Genomic DNA, 18,297 nt, shown 5'->3' with positions numbered 1-18,297 from the left:
AGTGTGCCGTAACCTCCGGGCATGACGCTCGACGAGCTCCGCCGGATCGCCGAAGCGCGCGGAGTCGCCACCCGGTTCACCGACGCCGCCAACCAGACGTACGAGGTCTCGCAGGCCACCCTCGAGGCCGTGCTCGACGCCATGGGCCCCCCGCCGGGCCGGGCGGTCTGGCCCCCGGTGGTGGTCGCCCGCAGCGGCCAGCGGGCCGGCTGGAGCCCCCCGGCGGGCGAGCCGGTCACGCTGGTGCTGGAGGGCGGCCAGGAGCGGCCGGTCCCGGTCGGGCTGCCCGGCGACCTGCCCCCGGGCTGGCACCGGCTGGAGGGCCGGACCGGCGCCACCACCCTGGTGGTCGCGCCCGGACGCTGCCACCTGCCGCAGGCGCTGGACGACGGGGGCCGTGCCTGGGGCTGGGCCGCCCAGCTCTACGCCGTCCGCTCGCGCCGCAGCTGGGGCATGGGCGACCTCGGCGACCTGGCCGGGCTGCTGGCGGCCACGGCGCCCTTGGGCGCCGGGTTCGCGCTGCTCAATCCCTTCCACGCCGCCCTGCCGGGTGAGCCGAGCCCCTACAACCCCTCCAGCCGGGTGTTCCGCAACCCCCTCTACCTGCGGGTCGAGGACGTGCCCGAGCTGGCCGGGCTCGACCCGGAGGCGCGGGCCCGGGTGGAGGCCCTGGCCGCCGCCGGCCGCGACCTGCTCGACCGGGACCGGATCGACCGGGTGGCCGTGTACCGGCTGAAGGATGCGGCCCTGCGCCTCGCCTACGCGGCCACGGACCGGGTCCCGGGCCGCCGCGACGGGCTGGCCGCCTACCGGGCCGCCACCCCGAACCTGGAGCGGTACGCCGTCTTCTGCGCCCTCCAGCACCTCCACGGCGACGACTGGCGGGCCTGGCCCGCCGCCTACCGCCATCCCGGCCGCCCCGAGGTGGCCGAGGCCGGCGCCGGCCACGCCGAGGAGGCCGGCTACCACGCCTGGCTCCAGTGGCTGCTCGACCAGCAGCTGGCCGCCGCCCGGCCGGCCGAGGGTCAGCTCGGGGTGGTGAACGACCTGGCCATCGGCTTCGCCCCCGACGGCTTCGACGCCTGGTCGTTCCAGGACGAGCTGGCCGCCGGGATGTCGGTCGGCGCCCCGCCCGACCCGCTGGGCCGGCACGGCCAGGACTGGGGCCTGCCGGCGTTCGTGCCCGACCGCCTCGCCGCCGGCGGCTACGGGCCGTTCGCCCAGACCATCCGGGCCGGCATGGCCCATGCCGCCGGCCTGCGCATCGACCACGTGATGGGCCTGTTCCGCCTGTTCTGGATCCCCGAGGGGGCCGAGCCGGCGCAGGGCACCTACGTCCGCTACCCGGCCGACGACCTCCTCGGGGTCCTGGCCCTGGAGAGCCACCGGGCGGCGGCCCTGGTGGTGGGCGAGGACCTGGGCACGGTCGAGCCCGGGGTGCGGGAGCGGCTGGCCGCCGAGGGGGTGCTCTCCTACCGGCTGGCCTGGTTCGAGCACGACCACGCCGGCCGCCGGCGGCGGGCGGCCGACTACCCCCGGCTCGCCCTGGCCGCCACCACCACCCACGACCTGCCCACCGTGGCCGGGTTCTTCACCGGCAGCGACCTGGACCACCTCTTCGACATCGGGGTGGCCACGCCCGGCGGCCAGGAGCAGGCCGACCAGGAGGAACAGCGGGACAGCCTGTGCCGGCTGCTGGAGGACGAGGGCCTGCTCGCCCCCGGCGAGCGGTCGGTCGAGGCGATCGTGGCCGCCCTGTACGGCTTCCTTGCCCGGACCCCGGCCATGCTGGTCGCGGCCACCCTCGAGGACGCGGTCGAGGCCCCCGACCGGCCCAACGTCCCCGGCACCATCGACCAGCGGCCGAACTGGTCTCTGCCCCTGCCCGTCCTGCTCGACGACCTGGCCGCCGACCCGCGGGTCCGGCGCCTCGCCGCCATCCTCTCTGTGCAGGCTGATCAAGCGACGGCCCGAAGCTGAGAGGAAGTCTTAGGGAACTGGCGGCACGCGCAGGATATGATCACCGGCGCAACCTGCACCTCGCGGGTCAGGCAACGGCGCTCGGTGGGAGGGCCACGTGAGCCAACCAGCTCTCGAGGAACAGTTCGAACCCGGTGCGGGAGAGTCGATCGAGGCCGCGCGGGCCCGCTCCTCCTGGGAGCTGTTCCGCTCGCGCTTCATGAAGGACAAGGCCGCCGTCGCCGGGGCGGTCGTGATCGTCATCCTGATCCTGCTCGCGCTGGCCGCCCCCCTGTTCGCCCGCCTGACCGGCCACGGCCCCAACGAGCTCTTCGACGAGATGCGGGACCCGGTCTTCGGGCTCCCCCTGGGGCCGAACGCCGAGTTCTGGTTCGGCGCCGACTCGGTCGGCCGGGACCTGTTCGTCCGGGTCATGTACGGGGCGCGCACGTCGCTGACGGTCGCCTTCGTGGCCACCGGCCTGGCCGCGGTGATCGGCATCAGCCTCGGCATGCTCGCCGGCTACCGCGGCGGCGCCGCCGACACGTTCATCTCCCGGGCGGCCGACATCGTCCTCGCCATGCCGATCCTGCTGTTCGCCATCGGCATCGCGACCGTCTGCTCGGTGACCGCCCAGGGCTGCGTCGGCGGCCTGCTGAAACCCGGCCTGAGCCTGGTGATCGGCATCATCGCCATCTTCACCTGGCCGAACATGGCCAGGCTGGTGCGCGGCCAGGTGCTGTCGCTGCGGGAGCGCGAGTTCATCGAGGCGTCCCGGTCCCTGGGGGCCGGCAGCGGCCGGATCATGTTCCGCGAGCTGCTTCCCAACCTGGTCGCCCCGATCGTCGTGTACGCCACCCTGATCATTCCCAACAACATCATCTTCGAGGCGGCGCTCTCGTTCCTCGGGGTCGGGGTGCCGCAGACGACGCCGTCCTGGGGGCGGATGCTGGCCGAGGTGGCGAGCGGGCAGCTGTTCACCGTGGCCTGGTGGATGATGGTCTTCCCGGGGATCTTCCTGCTGCTCACCACCTTGTCGTTCAACCTCGTGGGTGACGGGTTGCGGGACGCCCTCGGACCCTCGGAACGGTCCTGACGCCGGCGCGCCGGCTAGGAAGGAGGAACCAACTGGGCCGAACCAGCAGCAACGGCGGCAACAACCCTCTTGAGAGGCGGAGAAAGATGGGCAAGAGACGACAGCGTCTTCGTTTGGTGGGACTTGCCCTGGCCCTGGCCCTGGTGGCCGCGGCCTGTGGCGGCGGTGACGACGAGGGCGGCGGCGACCAGCAGCAGGCCACCGCCGAGAAGGGCGGCGTGCTGCGCACGGCGACGACCGACTTCGGCTTCACCAACGGCTTCGACCCGACCGGTGAGTACCTCGGCTCGGCGTTCACGCTCTACGGCGCGCTGGTCCGCACCCTGGTCAGCTACAAGCACATCGCCGGCCCCCCCGGGAACGAGCTGTTCCCGGATCTGGCCACCGCGATCCCGGAGCCGGCCGACGGCGGGCTCAGCTACACGTTCAAGCTGAAGCCCAACGTCAAGTTCGCGCCGCCGCTGGACCGGGCGATCACCTCCAAGGACATCGCCTACGCGTTCCAGCGCATCAACACCCAGCCGCTGGCCGCCCAGTACGGCGTCTACTACTTCGGCGTCATCGAGGGCATGGACGGCAAGGCCAAGAGCGCCGCGACCAAGGTCTCGGGGATCGAGACGCCCGACGACCAGACGATCACCTTCCGGCTGACCAGGCCGACCGGTGACTTCCTGTACCGCCTGGCCATGCCGGCCACCGGGGCCATCCCCGAGGAGGTCGCCAAGTGCCACACCAAGGCCGGCGACTACGGGCGCTACATGATCTCCTCCGGGCCCTACATGATCCAGGGCTCCGACCAGCTCGACGTCTCCAGCTGCGACGCGCAGAAGCCGATCTCCGGCTTCGACCCGAGCAAGAACCTGTACATGGTCCGCAACCCCAACTACGACCAGGCGACCGACGAGACCCGGACCAACTACGTCGACGGCATCAAGATCGACGTCAACACCAACCTGGACGACATCTTCAACAAGGTCGACACGGGCGCCCTGGACACCTCGTTCACCGACGACCCGCCGCCGACCCTGCTGCAGCGGTACTCGGCCGACCAGGCCAAGAAGAACCTGATCCACGTCAACGAAGGCGACCGCACCTGGTACATCACGATGAACTGGGCCACGCCCCCGTTCGACGACATCAACGTGCGCAAGGCCGTCAACCAGGTGATGGACAAGGCGGGGATGCTGCAGGCCTGGGGCGGCGGCATCGCCGGCCAGATCGCCACCCACATCATGCCGCCGAACGTCCTCAACGGTCAGCTCACGGCCGAGTACAACCCCTACGCCTCGGAGGGCAACCGGGGTGACGAGGCCAAGGCCAAGGAGTTGATGAAGCAGTCGAAGTACGACACCAACAAGGACGGTCTCTGCGACGGCGCCAAGTGCACCGGCCTGGTGATGATCAACCGCAACGTGGCCCCCTGGACCGCCATGGAGCCGGTGGTTGTCGAGAGCCTGGCCAAGATCGGCATCAAGGTGACCGCCCGCGAGCTCGCCTCCAGCGCCGCCTACACCACCATCCAGACCGTCAAGAACATGATCCCGATCGCGCTGAACGCCGGCTGGGGCAAGGACTACCCCGACCCCTACTCGTTCGCGGCGCCGCTGTTCACCAAGGAGGCGCTCATCCCGACTGGCAACACCAACTACGCGCTGGTCGGGCTCGACCAGGCGAAGGCGGAGGAGCTAGGCGTCGACATCCCCTCCGGAGCCCAGATCCCGAACGTGGACGCCGACGTGAACCGCTGCCAGGAGATCGTCGAGGTCGAGGCCCGGACCACCTGCTTCGTCGACCTGGACAAGAAGCTCATGGAGCAGGTTGTCCCATGGGTGCCCTACCTGTGGAACTCGGTGATCGTCATCACCAACCCGAGCGTGACCAAGTACGAGTTCGACCAGTTCTCGACCGAGATGTCCATCACCGAGATCGCGGTGAGCAACAAGGAGACCCTCTCCTAGTGGCACGGTGAGACGGCGGGGGCCGCCCGGGGCGGCCCCCGCCCCTCCCCCGAGACGCAAGAACGGCCGGGTGACAGCACATGTGGCGCTACATCGTCCGACGGCTCCTGTGGGTCGTCCTGGTGGTCCTGGTCATCACGGCCTTCACCTTCGTCATCTTCTTCGTGATGCCACCGACCGACCCGGCCGTCCAGTTCGCCGGCAAGAACCCCACCCCGGAGCAGATCGCCGAGGTGCGCCGCCAGTTCGGCCTGGACAAGCCGGTCTGGCAGCAGTACGTGCTGTTCCTGAAGAACATCTTCACCGGCGACGAGTACGGCTGGCCGGGGCTCGGCTTCTCCTTCGTGACCCGCTCACCGGTGAAGGACCTGCTCTTCGACCGGATCTGGGTCACCATCCAGCTCGCCGTGGGCGCGGCCCTGGTCTGGCTGTGCATCGGCATCCCCATCGGGATCGTCTCGGCGATCAAGCGCGGCTCCCTGATCGACCGCGCATCGATGCTGTTCGCACTGTTCTTCGTGTCGGCCCCGGTGTTCTGGCTCGGCCTCATGGCGCTGTGGCTGTTCTGGTACAAGCTGGGGATCTCGCCGGGCACCGGCTATGTCCCGATAGGTGAGAGCTTCTCGGGCTGGCTGAGCCACATGATCATGCCCTGGGTGGTGCTGGCCCTGCTGTATGCGGCCTTCTACGCCCGCATGACCCGGGGCAACCTGATCGAGACGATGGGTCAGGACTACATCCGGACGGCCAGGGTCAAGGGCCTGCCCGAATGGAAGGTCATCCTCAAGCACGGCGTGCGGGCCAGCCTGACCCCGGTGGTGACCCTGATCGGGCTCGACCTGGGCGCCCTGCTCGGCGGGGCGGTGATCACCGAGACGGTGTTCAACCTCCAGGGCATCGGCCAGTGGGCGGTGAACTCGGTGTTCCAGGGCGACCTCCCGGCCGTGCTGGCCGTGACCGTGATCGTGGCCCTCGCCGTGACCCTGATGAACCTGGTCGTGGACGTGGTCTACGCCTACCTGGACCCGCGGGTCCGGTACACCTAGCGCTCCGGCAGGTTCGCTAGGCGGGGTGCGGGGGCTCGTCGGGCGGCAGCTCGGTCCCTCCGGTGGCCCCGGCCACGGCGACCGCGGCCGCGTCCTGCTCGATGCCCGGCCGCGCCGCGGCCAGGTCCTCGCCCGGCTCGATCGGGAAATGGCAGGCGGCAAGGTCGCCGGAGGCCTTGGTCTCCAGCGGCGGCACCTCGTCGACGCAGCGCTGCTGGGCCTTGGGGCAGCGGGGGTGGAACCGGCAGCCCGACGGCGGGTCGATCGGCGACGGCACGTCGCCGAGGAGGATGACCCGCTTGCGCTCGTGGACCTTGTCCGGGTCGGGCACGGGCACCGCCGACAGCAGCGCCCCGCTGTAGGGGTGCTTGGGCTCGGCGTACAGGCGGCGGGCGTCGGCCAGCTCGACCACCTTCCCGAGGTACATCACCGCGACCCGGTCCGACACGTGGCGCACCACCGACAGGTCGTGGGCGATGAACACGTAGGTGAGGTGGAACTCCGCCTGCAGGTCCTCGAGCAGGTTGACCACCTGGGCCTGGATGGAGACGTCGAGGGCCGACACCGGCTCGTCGCAGATGATCAGCTTGGGCCGCAGGGCCAGGGCGCGGGCCACCCCGATGCGCTGGCGCTGGCCACCGGAGAACTCGGCCGGGAACCGGTTGTAGTGCTCGGGGTTGAGGCCGACGACCTCCATCAGCTCCTGGACCCGCTGCTTGCGCTCCTTGCCCTCGGCCAGCCCGTGGATGTCGAACGGGTCGCCGATGATCGCCCCGACCCGCTTGCGCGGGTTCAGCGACGAGTACGGGTCCTGGAAGATCATCTGGATCTCGCGCCGGAGCGATCGCAGCCCGTTGCCCTTGAGATGGGTGATGTCCTGGCCGTCGAACTCGATCGTGCCCTCGGTGACCGGCAGCAGCCGCGAGATCAGCCTGGCCAGGGTCGACTTGCCGCAGCCCGTCTCCCCCACGATGCCGAGCGTCTCGCCCGGGAAGACCTCAAGGTCGACGCCGTCGACGGCGTGCACGCGGCCGACCTCGCGCTGGAAGATGACTCCCTGGGTGATCGGGAAGTGCTTCTTGACCCCGGTGATCTTGACCAGCGGCTCGCTCACTGGCGCACCCTCCCCGTCCACCGACCTCTCGTATGCGCCCGCCGTGCTCATCGGGTGGGTGCCACCTCCTGCTGCCAGATCCGCTCCTTCTCCTCGAGGGACAGGTGGCAGGCGGACAGGTGCGCGGGACTCCCGACCGGGTCGGCCGGGAGCAGCTTCGGCTCCTCCCTGGTGCAGACGTCCATCACGTACGGGCAGCGCGGGTTGAACGAGCAGCCCTTGGGGAGGTTGATCAGGCTCGGCGGCAGGCCCTTGATGGGCCGCAGCTGCTCGCCGGTGTGCTCGGCCCCGACCGACGGCAGCGACTGCAGCAGCCCCCAGGTGTAGGGCATGTGCGGGTTGTAGTAGGCGGTCCGCCGGTCGGCCACCTCGACCGGCTTGCCGGCGTACATGACCAGGACGTCGTCGGCGATGTCGGCCACCACCCCCAGGTCGTGGGTGATGCAGATGATGGCCGTGCCGAAGTCCTCCTGGAGCCGCTCGATCAGGTCGAGGACCTGGGCCTGGACGGTGACGTCGAGGGCGGTGGTCGGCTCGTCGGCGATCAGCACCGCCGGGTCGAGGGCCAGGGCCATGGCGATCATGGCCCGCTGGCGCATGCCGCCGGAGAACTGGTGGGGGAAGTCGTCGACCCGCCGCTCCGGCTTGGGGATGCCGACCAGGCGGAGCAGGTTGATGGTCCGGTCGCGGGCCTCCTTCTTGGAGACCTTCTCGTGGGCCAGGATCATCTCGGAAATCTGGGCCCCGACCTTGTAGTAGGGGTGCAGGCTGGACAGCGGGTCCTGGAAGATCATGGCGATCTTCTTGCCGCGGATCTCGCGCAGCTCGTCGGGGTGCATCTTGAGCAGGTCCCGGCCCTCGAACAGGACCTCACCGCTGACCCGGCCGCCTCTGGCCAGGCCCATGATGGCCATGTTGGTGACGCTCTTGCCGGAGCCGGACTCGCCGACGATCCCGAGGGTCTGGCCGGGGTCGAGCGAGAAGTTGACCCCGTCGACCGCCTTGACGACACCGTCGTCGGTGTCGAAATGGACCCGGAGGTCCCGGACCTCGAGCAGTGCCATGCCCACCTCCCACCACGCCCCGGCTGCCGGGGGCAGCAGCATCATAACTCGCCGCAGACGGCCTTGAACTGCCCGGATGCGGATGCTGCCGCGGGAGTACCGGGGGCCGGCCTCGCCCGGCAACGAAACGGGCACGGATGGTTTGATCCCCCGCGAACCCGGCGGTCGCCCCGGCGGCGGTGTTCGCCGGCCGCGCCGACCGGGCCGCACCCGGTCAGGCCGTGCGGTCGCCGTCGGGGTCGTCGGGCAGGTCGCGGGCGGCGGCCCGGCCGCGCTCCAGGCCCGAGCGGTACCTGGTCAGCATGTTCCTGACCTGCTCGGGCGACCGGGCGGCGGGCGGGGACTCGGGGTCGCCCGGCTGGCCGGTGGCGGCCAGGTCGGGGGCGAGGCTGGTGTGCGGCGCCCGCTTGGGCAGGGGCTGGTCCTCGGCCGGGGCCCGCTGGGTCACGTAGCGGCGCATCGGCAGGCCGGCCAGGGCGGCGTCGCTGGCCTGCTCGACCTGGCCGTCCGGCGCCTCCTCCTGCTCGACGGGCGGCACCGGCGGCGGCGCGTCGACCAGCCCTTCGGGAAGGAACACCAGCGCGGTCACGCCGCCGTAGGCCGAGCGGCGCAGCTGCACCCGCACGTCGTGGCGCGCCGCCAGGCGCCCGGCCACCCAGGTGCCGAGCCGCTGCTCCAGGTCGTCGCCGGCCGCCTGCTCGCCGGACAGCCGCCGGTTGACCGCGACCAGCTCCCCGTCGGTCATGCCCAGGCCGCGGTCCTCGACCTCCAGGACGTAGCCGGAGCCGACCTTCTGCCCGCCGACCCGCACCCTGGTCTCCGGGGCCGAGAAGGAGGTGGCGTTGTCCACCAGCTCGGCCAGCAGGTTGGCCAGGTCGTCGGTCGCCGACCCGGGCACCAGCAGGTCGTCGGTGACCTCCAGGTCGACCCGGTGGGCGTCCGGGTTGTCGCGGACCGACACCGAGACGACCTCGGCCAGCGGCGCCGACTCCTCCCAGGCGCCACCGGGCTCCCCCCCGGCCAGCACGATCAGGTTGTGGGCGTTGCGCCGGGCCCGCACGGCCAGCCGGTCGACCTGGAGCAGCCGCCCCGGCAGCCGCGGGTCGGCCTGGTCCCGCGCGACCTGGTCGAGCAGCTCCAGCTGCTGGTCCACCAGGTCCTGACTCCGCCTGGCCAGGTCCGCCAGCTCCGGCCCAACCTCGCCCACCGGGGAGGTGTGGACAGCTGGAGGAGGGGTGTGGGAGCCGCGGCTCGCCGGAGGCAGGGTGTGGGGGGTGTGGAGAGCCGCGAACTCGCCCGTCGCCGTTAGGCTACGCTCCCCCACCGGGGGGGCCGGCACCGGCGGGTGGGGTTCCGGCGTGCCCGGGTCGAGGGCCGGGTCGAGAGCCCGGTCGCGGGGTCGGACGTCACCCGGGGCCCGGTCGCGGGGTGGGACGCCACCCGGGGCCCGGTCGCGGGGTGGGACGCGATCTGGGGCGTTGGAACGGCGGGTGCGGCCCGGGGTCAGGACCAGGAGGACGACCAGGGCGCTGGCGGCGAGGAACAGGACCATGGCATAGGCCAGGACCCGGCGGGCGGCGGCCCGGTCGGCCTGGGCGGCCAGGGCGGCCACCTCGGCGGTCAGGCCGAGCTCGACCTCCCGCATGCGCTCGAACCTGGTCGTGGTGGCCTTGGACCACCCGGCCAGGTCGGCCTCGGCCCCTGGGCCCGGCCCGGCGGCCAGGGCGGCGCGGCGGAGGCGGGCGGTCTGGCCGCCCTCGGCGGCGGGGAAGGCGCGGGCGTACCTGGCCCGCTGGCCGGGGCTGGCCAGGGCGGCGAACTGGTCGAGCAGGACGTCCTGGCGGCCGCCGAGGGCGGCCAGGCGGGTCCGCTCGGTGGGGGCGAGGGCGCCGCTGGCGGCGGCCTGGGCGGCGGCCTCGCGCTCGCGGTCGGCGAGCTCCTTGGCCCGGGAGAAGGCGGTGGCGGCGGTGACGGCCTGGAGCAGCCCGGCGTCCTGGCCGGCCTCGCGGAGGCCGATCTCGCCGCCGACGGCCAGCAGGTTGCCGATGATCTCGGTGTAGCGGCGGAACACGGTGACCGGGTCGGACTCGCCCCCCCGCCCGGCCGCGCCGACCGAGGCCCGCAGGGCGGTGAGCTCGGCCAGCCGGGCCAGCCCGCTGTCGAGGCGCTGGTGGAGCTGGCGGTCGCGGTCCGAGATCTCGACCTGGACGGCGGCGTCCCGGTAGCGGGCGGCGGTCCCGTCGACCGCCACCCGGGCCGCGTCCAGGGTGGGCCGGGACGGGACCTGGGCGGCGGACAGGCTCCGCTCCCGCTGGAGGTCGTGGACCAGGGTGTTCAGGGCGCCGGTGAAGGGCGCCAGCCCCCGCACCCGCTCGGCCCGGGCACCGGCCCGGAGGTTGGCGGCCAGGCCGATGCCGGCAAGGACCAGCACGGCCAGCAGCGGGATCGCCAGGAGAGCCGCTCCCCCCGACCGGCGTGTGGTGGTGGTCTGGACGGGCTGCGCCATGTCCTCCCCGGTCCGCATCACAGAGCGGGTATGAAACAGGTTCGGAGGGTGATGCCTCAACTACCGGTCAAGCATCACGCACGTCACTGGCCCGACGAACGGTCCGTCGCCTTGGCGAGGTCGGCGCCGATCGAGCGCAGGCGCAGGAAGGCCAGGGCCAGGACGGTCCCGGTGACGGCCAGACCGGCCCAGCGCCAGGGTCCGTCGAGCCGGGCCGCCTGCACGCCGAAGAGGTAGCCGACGCCCACCATGACCGGCCCCCAGAGGGCGTTGGCGAGCGCGTTGGCGGGCAGGAAGCGGCGGTACGGCATGCCGGCCCAGCCGGCCCCGGGGGCCACGAACGGCGCCACCCCGGCGACGAACCGCCCCAGGACCAGGGCCAGGGCGCCGTGGCGGCGGTACAGCTCGCGCACGACCGCGGCCGGCCTGGCGAAGCGGCCCGGGGCGCCGGGCCGCCTCCCGCGCCGGCGTCCCAGCCACCGGCCCAGCCAGTAGGTGAGCTGGTCGGCCAGGAAGCCGCCGAGGGTGGCGCAGGCCGCGGCCACCGGCCAGGCCACCACCCCGGTGGCGGCGGCGGCCACCCCGGTGAGGGGCAGGATCACCTCCCCGGGCAGGAAGGTCCCGACGAACAACGCGTGCTCGGCGAACGCGACCACGAACACGCCCAGGTACGCCCATGGGCCCTGGAGCCCCTCCAGCCACTCGACGACCGAGGCCGGGTTCACGGCATGGCGTGGTGGCCCCGGACCAGCCGGCTGGTGAAGGCGGCCCGGCGGGCCGGCGGCACCCGGCTGCCGACGCGGGCCACGAACAGGTTGGCCGGGTGGTAGGCGATCTCCGGCTCGTCCGTCTGGAGCGCCTCGAACCCCGCGACCTCGAACACCCGCCGCAGGACCCGCCGGTAGGCGGTCGCCGACAGGCCGCTCTGCTCCAGGTCCCAATGCCAGGCCAGGCCGGAGGCGATCAGGATGAGGTCCTCGAAGGGGTCGGGCTCGACGGCGAAGCGCAGCAGGGCGCCGGCCACCCCGCCCCGCCGCCAGCCGGTGGCCACCTCGACGGCGCCGACCTCGAGCAGGCCGGGGAGGCTGGCGAAGCGGCTGCCGGGCTCGGGGTCGAGCACGGCCACGTACCCGACCACCACCCCCTCGGGCGTGTGGGCGACCACCACCTCGCCGTTGGGTTCCTCGGCGATCCGGGCCAGCACCTCCCGCTCCTGGGCGGGGTCGCGGACGAAGGCGTGGATGCCCGGGTCGACCTCGAGCCGGCGCAGCAGCGAGGCCGGGCTGCGGTCGCGGAGCACCAGAGCGCCGCCCGGGGCCAGGTGCTCGCCGGCCCGCGGCTCCCACGTCGGCAGCCGCCCGGCCCCGCCGCCCCGCCCGGCCAGCGGGTAGACGACCCGCACGGCCGGGGGCAGGACCAGCCGCCGCAGCGCCCGGACGGTCCGCTGGTTGCGCTCCTCCCGCTCCCGCCACCCGGGCGCGGGGGCCCGGCGCCGCTGGCGCCGCCGCGACTCCAGCCAGTCGGCCGTCATCCTCGCCGGCAGTCGGCGGCCGCTCAGCTCCGACCAGAGCAGCGCCCAGGCCCTCGGGACCACCCGGTCCAGGTCGTAGCCGCCACCCCCGGTGGCCACCCAGCGGCCCTGGCAGTGGCGGTGGGCGAGCCGGTGCAGCCGCCTGGCCAGCGCCCGGAGGCCGCGCAGGCTCAGTTCGAGGTCGCTGAGCGGGTCGTCGGCGTGGCCGTCGCAGCCGTTCTGGGTGACCAGCACGTCGGGCCGGAACGCGGCGGCCAGCGGCTCGACCACGGCGTCGAAGGCGGCCAGGAAGCCGTCGTCGCCGGTCCGCGGCTCCAGGGGCAGGTTGACGCTGCGCCCCACCCCGGGCGGGCGGCCCAGCTCGTGCACCTCGCCGGACCCGGGGAACAGGTAGCGGCCGGTCTCGTGCAGGCTGACCGTGCACACCCGCGGGTCGTCGTAGAAGGCGGCCTGGACGCCGTCGCCGTGGTGGGCGTCCAGGTCGACGTAGAGCACCCGCAGCGGCCAGGCCCGGGTGCAGCGGGCGATGGCCACGGCGACGTCGTTGACCAGGCAGAACCCGACGGCGCGGCGCCGCTGGGCGTGGTGGAGGCCGGCCACGGGCGCGAACACGTGCGCCAGCTCACCCCCGGCGACCGCGTCAAGGGCGGCCGTGGTCGCCCCCGCGACCAGCCGGGCCGCCGCGTCCATGCCCGGGAACGGCCGGTTGTCACCGACCAGCCCCCAGCGGGCCGCCTCGGCCGGGTCGGCCGCGGCCGCCCCCGGCGCCGAGAAACGGGCCAGGGCGTCCAGGTAGTCGCGGTCGTGGATCAGCTCCAGGTCGGCGCCGGCGGCCGGCCCGAACGCCAGCAGGTCGTCGTCGTCCAGCACCCCGGCCGCCCGCAGCAGCGACATCCCGGCCGCCAGCCGGCCGGCCTGGAACGGGTGGTCGGGCCCGAAGTCGTAGGCGGCCAGCCGCTCGTCGGCGGCGAGCGCGCAGGCGCCGCTCACCGGTCGTCCGGGTCGGGCCGGCCGGGCCCGGAGGCGGCGAAGCCGGCGGCGGCCAGGGCGGCCACCACCGGGGCGGCGTTGATGGTCCCGGCCCGCAGGACGACCCCGCGGGTGCCGGGCTCGGGTCCGGGCTCGGTGACCACGGTGAGCAGGTTGACCCCGAGGTCGCCGACGACGGTCATGGCCCGCCCGAGGGCGCCGGGCACGTCGGGCAGGACCAGGGTGATGCGGCTCGACGGCTCGCCACCCCCGAGCAGCCGCAGGAGCACCAAGAACAGGTCGGACTCGGTGAGGATCCCGACCAGGCCCTCGTCGGCCACCACCGGCAGGCAGCCGATGGCGTGCTCGACCAGCAGCCTGGCCGCGACCTCGACCGGCTCGTCGGGCCAGACGGTGACCGGCTGGCCGGTCATGACCTCGGCCACCGGGCGGTCGCCGAGCGACTCGGCCGCCTCCACCGGCGCTCCCGGCGAGGTCTCCAGGTCGCTGTTGGACACGACCCCGACCAGCTCGGCCGCGGCCACCACCGGCAGGTGCCGGAACCGCCCCCGGCGCATGGCCGAGAGGGCGGCGGCGACGGTCGCGTCCGGCGCCACCGTCACCGGCCGCGGGGTCATGGCCTCAGCGACCAGCACGGTCCTCGCCCGGCTTGGCCGCCTTCGCGAACCGGCCCACCTTGAACGCCGACGGGCAGAGGTCGGCCAGCTCGCAGCGGTCGCAGCGCGGGTCCTTGGCCGTGCACACCTCGCGCCCGAACCAGATGAGGCGGTGGGAGAAGATCGTCCACTCCTCCATCGGCAGCAGGGCCATCAGGTCGCGCTCGACCTTGACCGGGTCCTGGTTGGCGGTCAGGCCGAGGCGGCGCGTCAGCCGCCCGACGTGGGTGTCGACCACCACACCGTCGTTGCGGGAGAAGAACGTGCCCAGGACCACGTTGGCCGTCTTGCGGCCGACCCCGGGCAGCTCGACCAGCTCGTCGATGGTCTCGGGGACCTCGCCGCCGTGGTGCTCGAGCAGGTAGGCGGCCGCCCCCTGGATCGACCTGGCCTTGTTGCGGAAGAACCCGGTGGCGTGGATGGCCTGCTCCACCTCGGCCCGGTCGGCGGCGGCCAGGTCGGCCGGGGTCGGCCAGCGGCGGAACAGCTCGGGGGTGACCTGGTTGACGACCACGTCGGTCGACTGGGCGGACAGGATGGTCGCGACCAGCAGCTCCCAGGCCGACCGGTGGTCAAGGGCGGTGGTGACGACCGGGTAGCGGGCGGCCAGCCGGGCCCGGATCTCGGCCGCGCGGGCCGCCTTGGCGGCTTTGGACTCTCGGCGCCGGGGCACGGCGCCGGTCGGGGAGGCGGGCATGGCGGGATGGTAGGCGCCCGCCCGGCGATCGGCCACTGAACCCTCCAGCCCCCTGGCCGGCCTGGAGGACCTGTAGCCAGATCGTGAGGTGACGGTCCGCGACACAGCGCCGCGTACGGTGGTTGCAGGCTTCACAAACCGGTCAGCAACCCGTACGCTGGACTCGTACGAGGAGGCGCTGTTGGGCATCGCTGTCCGGCACCTTGGTCGGGCGACCCTGCTCGGGGTGGGCGCGCTGGCGACCACGCTGGCCGCCGAGGTCATGGCGGCCCGGCGCCACCCGTTTGTTCCCTCCCACCCGCCGCTGGAGATCAGCGGCACCATCGGCCCGGAGGACGGCGAGCCACTTACGCTGGTCGTCCTCGGCGACAGCTCGGTCGCCGGGGTGGGTGCCGACGCCGCCGAGGACACCCTCACCTACGGGGTGGCCAAGGCCCTCAGCGACCAGTACCTGGTCAGCCTCCACGCCCTCGGCGTCTCCGGGTCGCGCCTGGCCGACGTCGTCGGCAAGCAGCTCCCCCAGGTCGACGGCCTGGAGCCGGACATCGTGCTGGTCTGCGTCGGCACCAACGACGTCACCCACGGGACCAGGCTCCGTGAGGCCCGCCGCCAGCTCCGGCTGCTGGTCGACGGCCTGGCCGAGGTCGCCCCCGACGCCAAGGTGATCGTCTCCGGCCTGCCCCCGGCCGAGACCGCGACCGCCTTCCACCGGCCCCTGCGCGACCTGATCGGCCTCCGGGCGCTGCTCTTCACCCGCCTGTACCGGGCCGAGCTGACCCCGCACGGCATCTCGGTGTTCGACATCGCCAAGCTGACCAAGTCGGCCTTCCACGGCAAGCGGGAGATGTTCAGCGCCGACCGGTTCCACCCCTCCAGCGCCGGCTACGCCTTCCTCGGCACCATCTACGGCCGCGCCGTCCGCGAGGCCCTCGAGGCCGCCGCCATGGACCTCAAGGCCGACCCCGAGGCCGAGCTCGCCAGCTAGCGGGCCGCTCCGGCCGGGGCGACCGTGAGCCGGGGCAGGAGCACGTGGACCAGCGGCCCGATGGTCAGGGCGTAGAGCACGGTCACGACCCCGAGGGTGCCGCCCAGCAGCCAGCCGGTCGCGACCACCACGACCTCGATGGCCGTCCGGACCAGGCCAACCGGGCCGCCGGTGCGCCGCACCAGCCCGGTCATGAGCCCGTCGCGCGGCCCTGGCCCCAGGTCGACCCCGATGTAGGCGGCCGTGGCCACGCCGTTGAGCAGGATGCCCGAGGCGGCGAAGGCGGCCCGCCAGGCCAGTCCCTCCGGCGCCGCCAGCACGGCCAGGACCGCGTCCACGGCCAGCCCCACGACCACGACGTTGCTGAGGGTGCCGAGCCCCGGCCGCTCGCGCAGCGGTATCCAGGCCAGCAGCACCAGCGTCCCGACGACGATCGTGACCGTCCCCAGCGACCAGCCCAGCTGGCGGGCGAGCCCCTGGTGCAGCACGTCCCAGGGCATCACCCCGAGCGAGGAGCGCACCATCAGCGCCATCGACACGCCGTAGAGCACCAGCCCGGCGTACAGCTGCACCAGCCGCCGCGGCAGGCGCCGGTCGTGGCTAATCGAAGAGCTCGTCGAAGAAGCTCTTCTTGCGCTTCCTGTGGGAGCCCTGGCTGTAGCGGCGGCGGTCATCGTCGTCGTCGTCGTCGCCGCCGAACGGGATCGGGAAGCTCGACCCGCGGTCGCGTCCCCGCTCGTAGTCGCGCTCGCGCTCGTAGTCCCGGTCGCGGGGCGCGGAATGGCTGCGCTGCCAGCCCTGCTCGGCATCGACCAGGCGCTCGAGCTCGCCCCGGTCCAGGAAGATGCCGCGGCAGTCGCCGCACTGGTCGACGGTGACGCCGCTGCGCTCGTAGGTCCGCATGTGTCCCTGGCACTTGGGGCAGATCAGGTCGGTGGCCACGGAGGTCGCCTCCTTGTGTCGGGCGGTTCGAGTCTAGTTCAGCCGGCGACCACCGCGAACCGCGGCGTCACCCCGAGCAGGCGGACGCTGGCCGGCAGGGCGAGCAGGTGGGCCCACTCGACGTCGCGCAGCCGCTCCAGCCGGGCCGGACCCCAGCCGGCCGCCTCGACCAGCTCGACCAGCCGGTCGGGGTGGGTCCCGCCGGACAGCGGCAGCTCCTCCAGGACGGCCGGGTCGTAGTGGTCGTGGTGGTGGTCCGGCTCCCCGCGCAACCGGCGCAGCCCCTCCCGGGCCCGCCCGCGCAGGGCCTCGAGCGGGTCGGCCCCGCCCCACAGCCCCTCGAACAGCACCAGCCGTCCCTGCGGGGCCACCCCCCGCCAGGCGGCGAGCGCGGCCCCCGGGTCGGGCAGCGTCCACAGCAGGTGGCGCTCGACCACGGCGTCGAACGGCCCGGGCGGCGGCTCCGCGGCACCGCCCTCGACCAGCTCGACCTCGAGCCCGTCGGCGGCGGCCTTCCCCTGCAGCCGCTCCAGCATGCCGCCCGAGAGGTCGAGGGCCGTGACCTGGTGGCCCAGCCTGGCCGCGGCCAGCGACAGGAACCCGGTCCCGGCGCCCACGTCCAGCACCCGCGCGCCCGGGCCGGGGAGCAGGCGGTCCAGGGCGGCGTTCCAGGCGGCCCGGAGCGCCGGCGAGGCCGCGGCCCAGCCGTGGTCGGTGGAGTCGTCGTAGGTGGCGGCGTCAGCGTCCCACCAGGCGCGAACCTTGCCGGTGAGGTCCGGCCCGGGGGGGTCCCCCGGGGGATCGGGGATCGGGTCGCTCACGGGACCGGGGGCCGGCTGACGGGGTGGGGGGGACGACCGGCGGCGCGCTCGCGGGCCAGGCGACGGTCCTCGCGGACGTTCACCACCTTCTCCTCGTAGCTGGCCCAGGAGATGAGCACGCCCAGCACCGCAACGAGGGCGATCAGGTCGCCGGCCCCCCAGAGGATGGCCCCGCCGGCCTGCTGGTCGGCCAGCGGGGTCGGCCCCCAGTCGCGCTGGAAGGTCTCCAGGGTCGGGGCCAGCACCCGCCCGCTGTTCATGATCGCCACCCCGAGGAAGGCGTGGAACGGCACCATCAGGAACACGAACAGCAGCCGGGCGATGTGGGGCAGGCGCCAGCGGGACGGGTCGAGGCCGACCACCACCCACCAGAACAGCAGCCCGGCGGCGAGGAAGTGCAGGTGTACCAGGTCGTGGACCAGCGGCTCGCGCAGGGTCAGGTCGAACAGGGGCGAGAAGTAGAGCCCGTACAGGGTGACGGTGAACAGCACCCAGGCGACCAGCGGGTGGCCGATGACCTTGAGGGGTGGGCTGTGCAGCACCCGGGTCATGCGGCGGCGGGTCTTCCCCTTGGCCACCCTCAGGGCCAGGGTGACCGGGGCGCCCAGGGCCAGCAGCGGGGCGGCGACCATGGTGAGCAGCATGTGCTGGCCGACGTGGACCGAGAACAGCACCGTGTCGTAGGCCTCGATCGGGGACAGCAGGGCCAGGGCGAGGGCGCCGATCCCGCACAGGAAGTAGGCAGCTCGCCGCGCCGGCCAGGCCACCCCGTCGGCGACCAGGCGCCGCCGGGCCTGGAGGTAGGCGATGGCCGCGGCCAGCAGGCCGACGGTGACCAGGGGGTTGAACGACCAGGCGAGCAGCAGCCGGCCCAGGGTCGGGGCCGGCACCTGCGACCCGGGCGCGGGACCGGCCAGGGCGGCGCCGGCACC

The 18,297-nt window shown here is 73.5% G+C and carries 16 protein-coding genes; 5 read left to right on the top strand and 11 right to left on the bottom strand.

Annotation, left to right across the window (positions count from 1 at the left end):
* Positions 1-21 precede the first annotated feature (21 nt).
* The 4 genes from malQ to VF468_07745 all read left to right on the top strand — a co-directional run bounded on the left by malQ (position 22) and on the right by VF468_07745 (position 6,059).
* Positions 22-1,980, top strand: a complete 1,959-nt coding sequence (malQ, locus tag VF468_07760; protein HEX5878200.1) for a 4-alpha-glucanotransferase — start codon at positions 22-24, stop codon at positions 1,978-1,980.
* Between the two features lie 97 nt (positions 1,981-2,077).
* Positions 2,078-3,055, top strand: coding sequence for an ABC transporter permease (locus VF468_07755; GenBank protein ID HEX5878199.1), 978 nt, complete (start codon positions 2,078-2,080; stop codon positions 3,053-3,055).
* An 86-nt stretch (positions 3,056-3,141) separates the two neighbouring features.
* Complete coding sequence (locus VF468_07750; protein ID HEX5878198.1) at positions 3,142-5,013, top strand: ABC transporter substrate-binding protein; 1,872 nt, start codon at positions 3,142-3,144, stop codon at positions 5,011-5,013.
* Between the two features lie 80 nt (positions 5,014-5,093).
* Complete coding sequence (locus VF468_07745) at positions 5,094-6,059, top strand: ABC transporter permease (GenBank protein ID HEX5878197.1); 966 nt, start codon at positions 5,094-5,096, stop codon at positions 6,057-6,059.
* 16 nt (positions 6,060-6,075) lie between these two features.
* On the opposite strand, the gene VF468_07740 is transcribed toward VF468_07745, so the two are convergent.
* From VF468_07740 to nth, 7 genes are all read right to left on the bottom strand, one after another.
* Positions 6,076-7,224, bottom strand: coding sequence for an oligopeptide/dipeptide ABC transporter ATP-binding protein (locus VF468_07740; protein ID HEX5878196.1), 1,149 nt, complete (start codon positions 7,222-7,224; stop codon positions 6,076-6,078).
* Entirely contained in the window at positions 7,221-8,237 is a 1,017-nt protein-coding gene (locus VF468_07735) for an ABC transporter ATP-binding protein (GenBank protein HEX5878195.1), read from the bottom strand. Before VF468_07735 ends, VF468_07740 begins: the two co-directional genes overlap by 4 nt.
* A 214-nt stretch (positions 8,238-8,451) precedes the next feature.
* On the bottom strand, positions 8,452-10,743 hold the full coding sequence (locus VF468_07730) for a nitrate- and nitrite sensing domain-containing protein (GenBank protein ID HEX5878194.1): 2,292 nt from the start codon (positions 10,741-10,743) through the stop codon (positions 8,452-8,454).
* An 83-nt stretch (positions 10,744-10,826) separates the two neighbouring features.
* Positions 10,827-11,468, bottom strand: coding sequence for a DedA family protein (locus VF468_07725; GenBank protein ID HEX5878193.1), 642 nt, complete (start codon positions 11,466-11,468; stop codon positions 10,827-10,829).
* Positions 11,465-13,264, bottom strand: coding sequence for an acetoin utilization protein AcuC (locus tag VF468_07720; protein HEX5878192.1), 1,800 nt, complete (start codon positions 13,262-13,264; stop codon positions 11,465-11,467). The genes VF468_07725 and VF468_07720 overlap by 4 nt, the downstream gene beginning before the upstream one ends.
* Positions 13,261-13,899, bottom strand: coding sequence for a CBS and ACT domain-containing protein (locus VF468_07715; GenBank protein ID HEX5878191.1), 639 nt, complete (start codon positions 13,897-13,899; stop codon positions 13,261-13,263). The genes VF468_07720 and VF468_07715 overlap by 4 nt, the downstream gene beginning before the upstream one ends.
* A complete protein-coding gene (gene nth, locus VF468_07710; GenBank protein HEX5878190.1) occupies positions 13,886-14,617 on the bottom strand; it encodes an endonuclease III in 732 nt (243 codons plus the stop codon). The genes VF468_07715 and nth overlap by 14 nt, the downstream gene beginning before the upstream one ends.
* Positions 14,618-14,798: 181 nt before the next feature.
* Here nth and VF468_07705 point away from each other — a divergent pair, with 181 nt between their 5' ends.
* Positions 14,799-15,602, top strand: a complete 804-nt coding sequence (locus VF468_07705; protein ID HEX5878189.1) for an SGNH/GDSL hydrolase family protein — start codon at positions 14,799-14,801, stop codon at positions 15,600-15,602.
* Here VF468_07705 and VF468_07700 read toward each other — a convergent pair.
* From VF468_07700 to VF468_07685, 4 genes are all read right to left on the bottom strand, one after another.
* Positions 15,599-16,135, bottom strand: a complete 537-nt coding sequence (locus VF468_07700; GenBank protein HEX5878188.1) for a hypothetical protein — start codon at positions 16,133-16,135, stop codon at positions 15,599-15,601. The genes VF468_07705 and VF468_07700 overlap by 4 nt on opposite strands.
* 67 nt (positions 16,136-16,202) lie before the next feature.
* Positions 16,203-16,544, bottom strand: a complete 342-nt coding sequence (locus VF468_07695; protein ID HEX5878187.1) for a zf-TFIIB domain-containing protein — start codon at positions 16,542-16,544, stop codon at positions 16,203-16,205.
* Between the two features lie 38 nt (positions 16,545-16,582).
* The gene (locus tag VF468_07690) at positions 16,583-17,365 is read right to left on the bottom strand and encodes a class I SAM-dependent methyltransferase (protein HEX5878186.1); all 783 of its coding nucleotides are present in this window, start codon (positions 17,363-17,365) and stop codon (positions 16,583-16,585) included.
* Positions 17,362-18,297: cytochrome c oxidase assembly protein (locus tag VF468_07685; protein ID HEX5878185.1), on the bottom strand; the 936-nt coding region annotated here is incomplete at its 5' end. The genes VF468_07690 and VF468_07685, both read right to left, overlap by 4 nt.

This window comes from Actinomycetota bacterium, assembly GCA_036280995.1.
Classification (GTDB): Bacteria; Actinomycetota; CALGFH01; order CALGFH01; family CALGFH01; genus CALGFH01.
Note: the sequence above shows the minus strand (reverse complement) of the source record. Positions and strands in the feature narration are given on the sequence as shown.

What these genes read in the sequence shown, in the direction of transcription:
- VF468_07700 (HEX5878188.1), bottom strand. Translation starts at nt 16,135, where the DNA reads ATGGCGCTGATGGTGCGCTCCTCGCTCGGGGTGATGCCCTGGGACGTG.
- VF468_07750 (HEX5878198.1), top strand. Translation starts at nt 3,142, where the DNA reads ATGGGCAAGAGACGACAGCGTCTTCGTTTGGTGGGACTTGCCCTGGCC.
- VF468_07740 (HEX5878196.1), bottom strand. Translation starts at nt 7,224, where the DNA reads ATGAGCACGGCGGGCGCATACGAGAGGTCGGTGGACGGGGAGGGTGCG.
- nth (HEX5878190.1), bottom strand. Translation starts at nt 14,617, where the DNA reads ATGCCCGCCTCCCCGACCGGCGCCGTGCCCCGGCGCCGAGAGTCCAAA.
- VF468_07730 (HEX5878194.1), bottom strand. Translation starts at nt 10,743, where the DNA reads ATGGCGCAGCCCGTCCAGACCACCACCACACGCCGGTCGGGGGGAGCG.
- VF468_07735 (HEX5878195.1), bottom strand. Translation starts at nt 8,237, where the DNA reads ATGGCACTGCTCGAGGTCCGGGACCTCCGGGTCCATTTCGACACCGAC.
- VF468_07745 (HEX5878197.1), top strand. Translation starts at nt 5,094, where the DNA reads ATGTGGCGCTACATCGTCCGACGGCTCCTGTGGGTCGTCCTGGTGGTC.
- malQ (HEX5878200.1), top strand. Translation starts at nt 22, where the DNA reads ATGACGCTCGACGAGCTCCGCCGGATCGCCGAAGCGCGCGGAGTCGCC.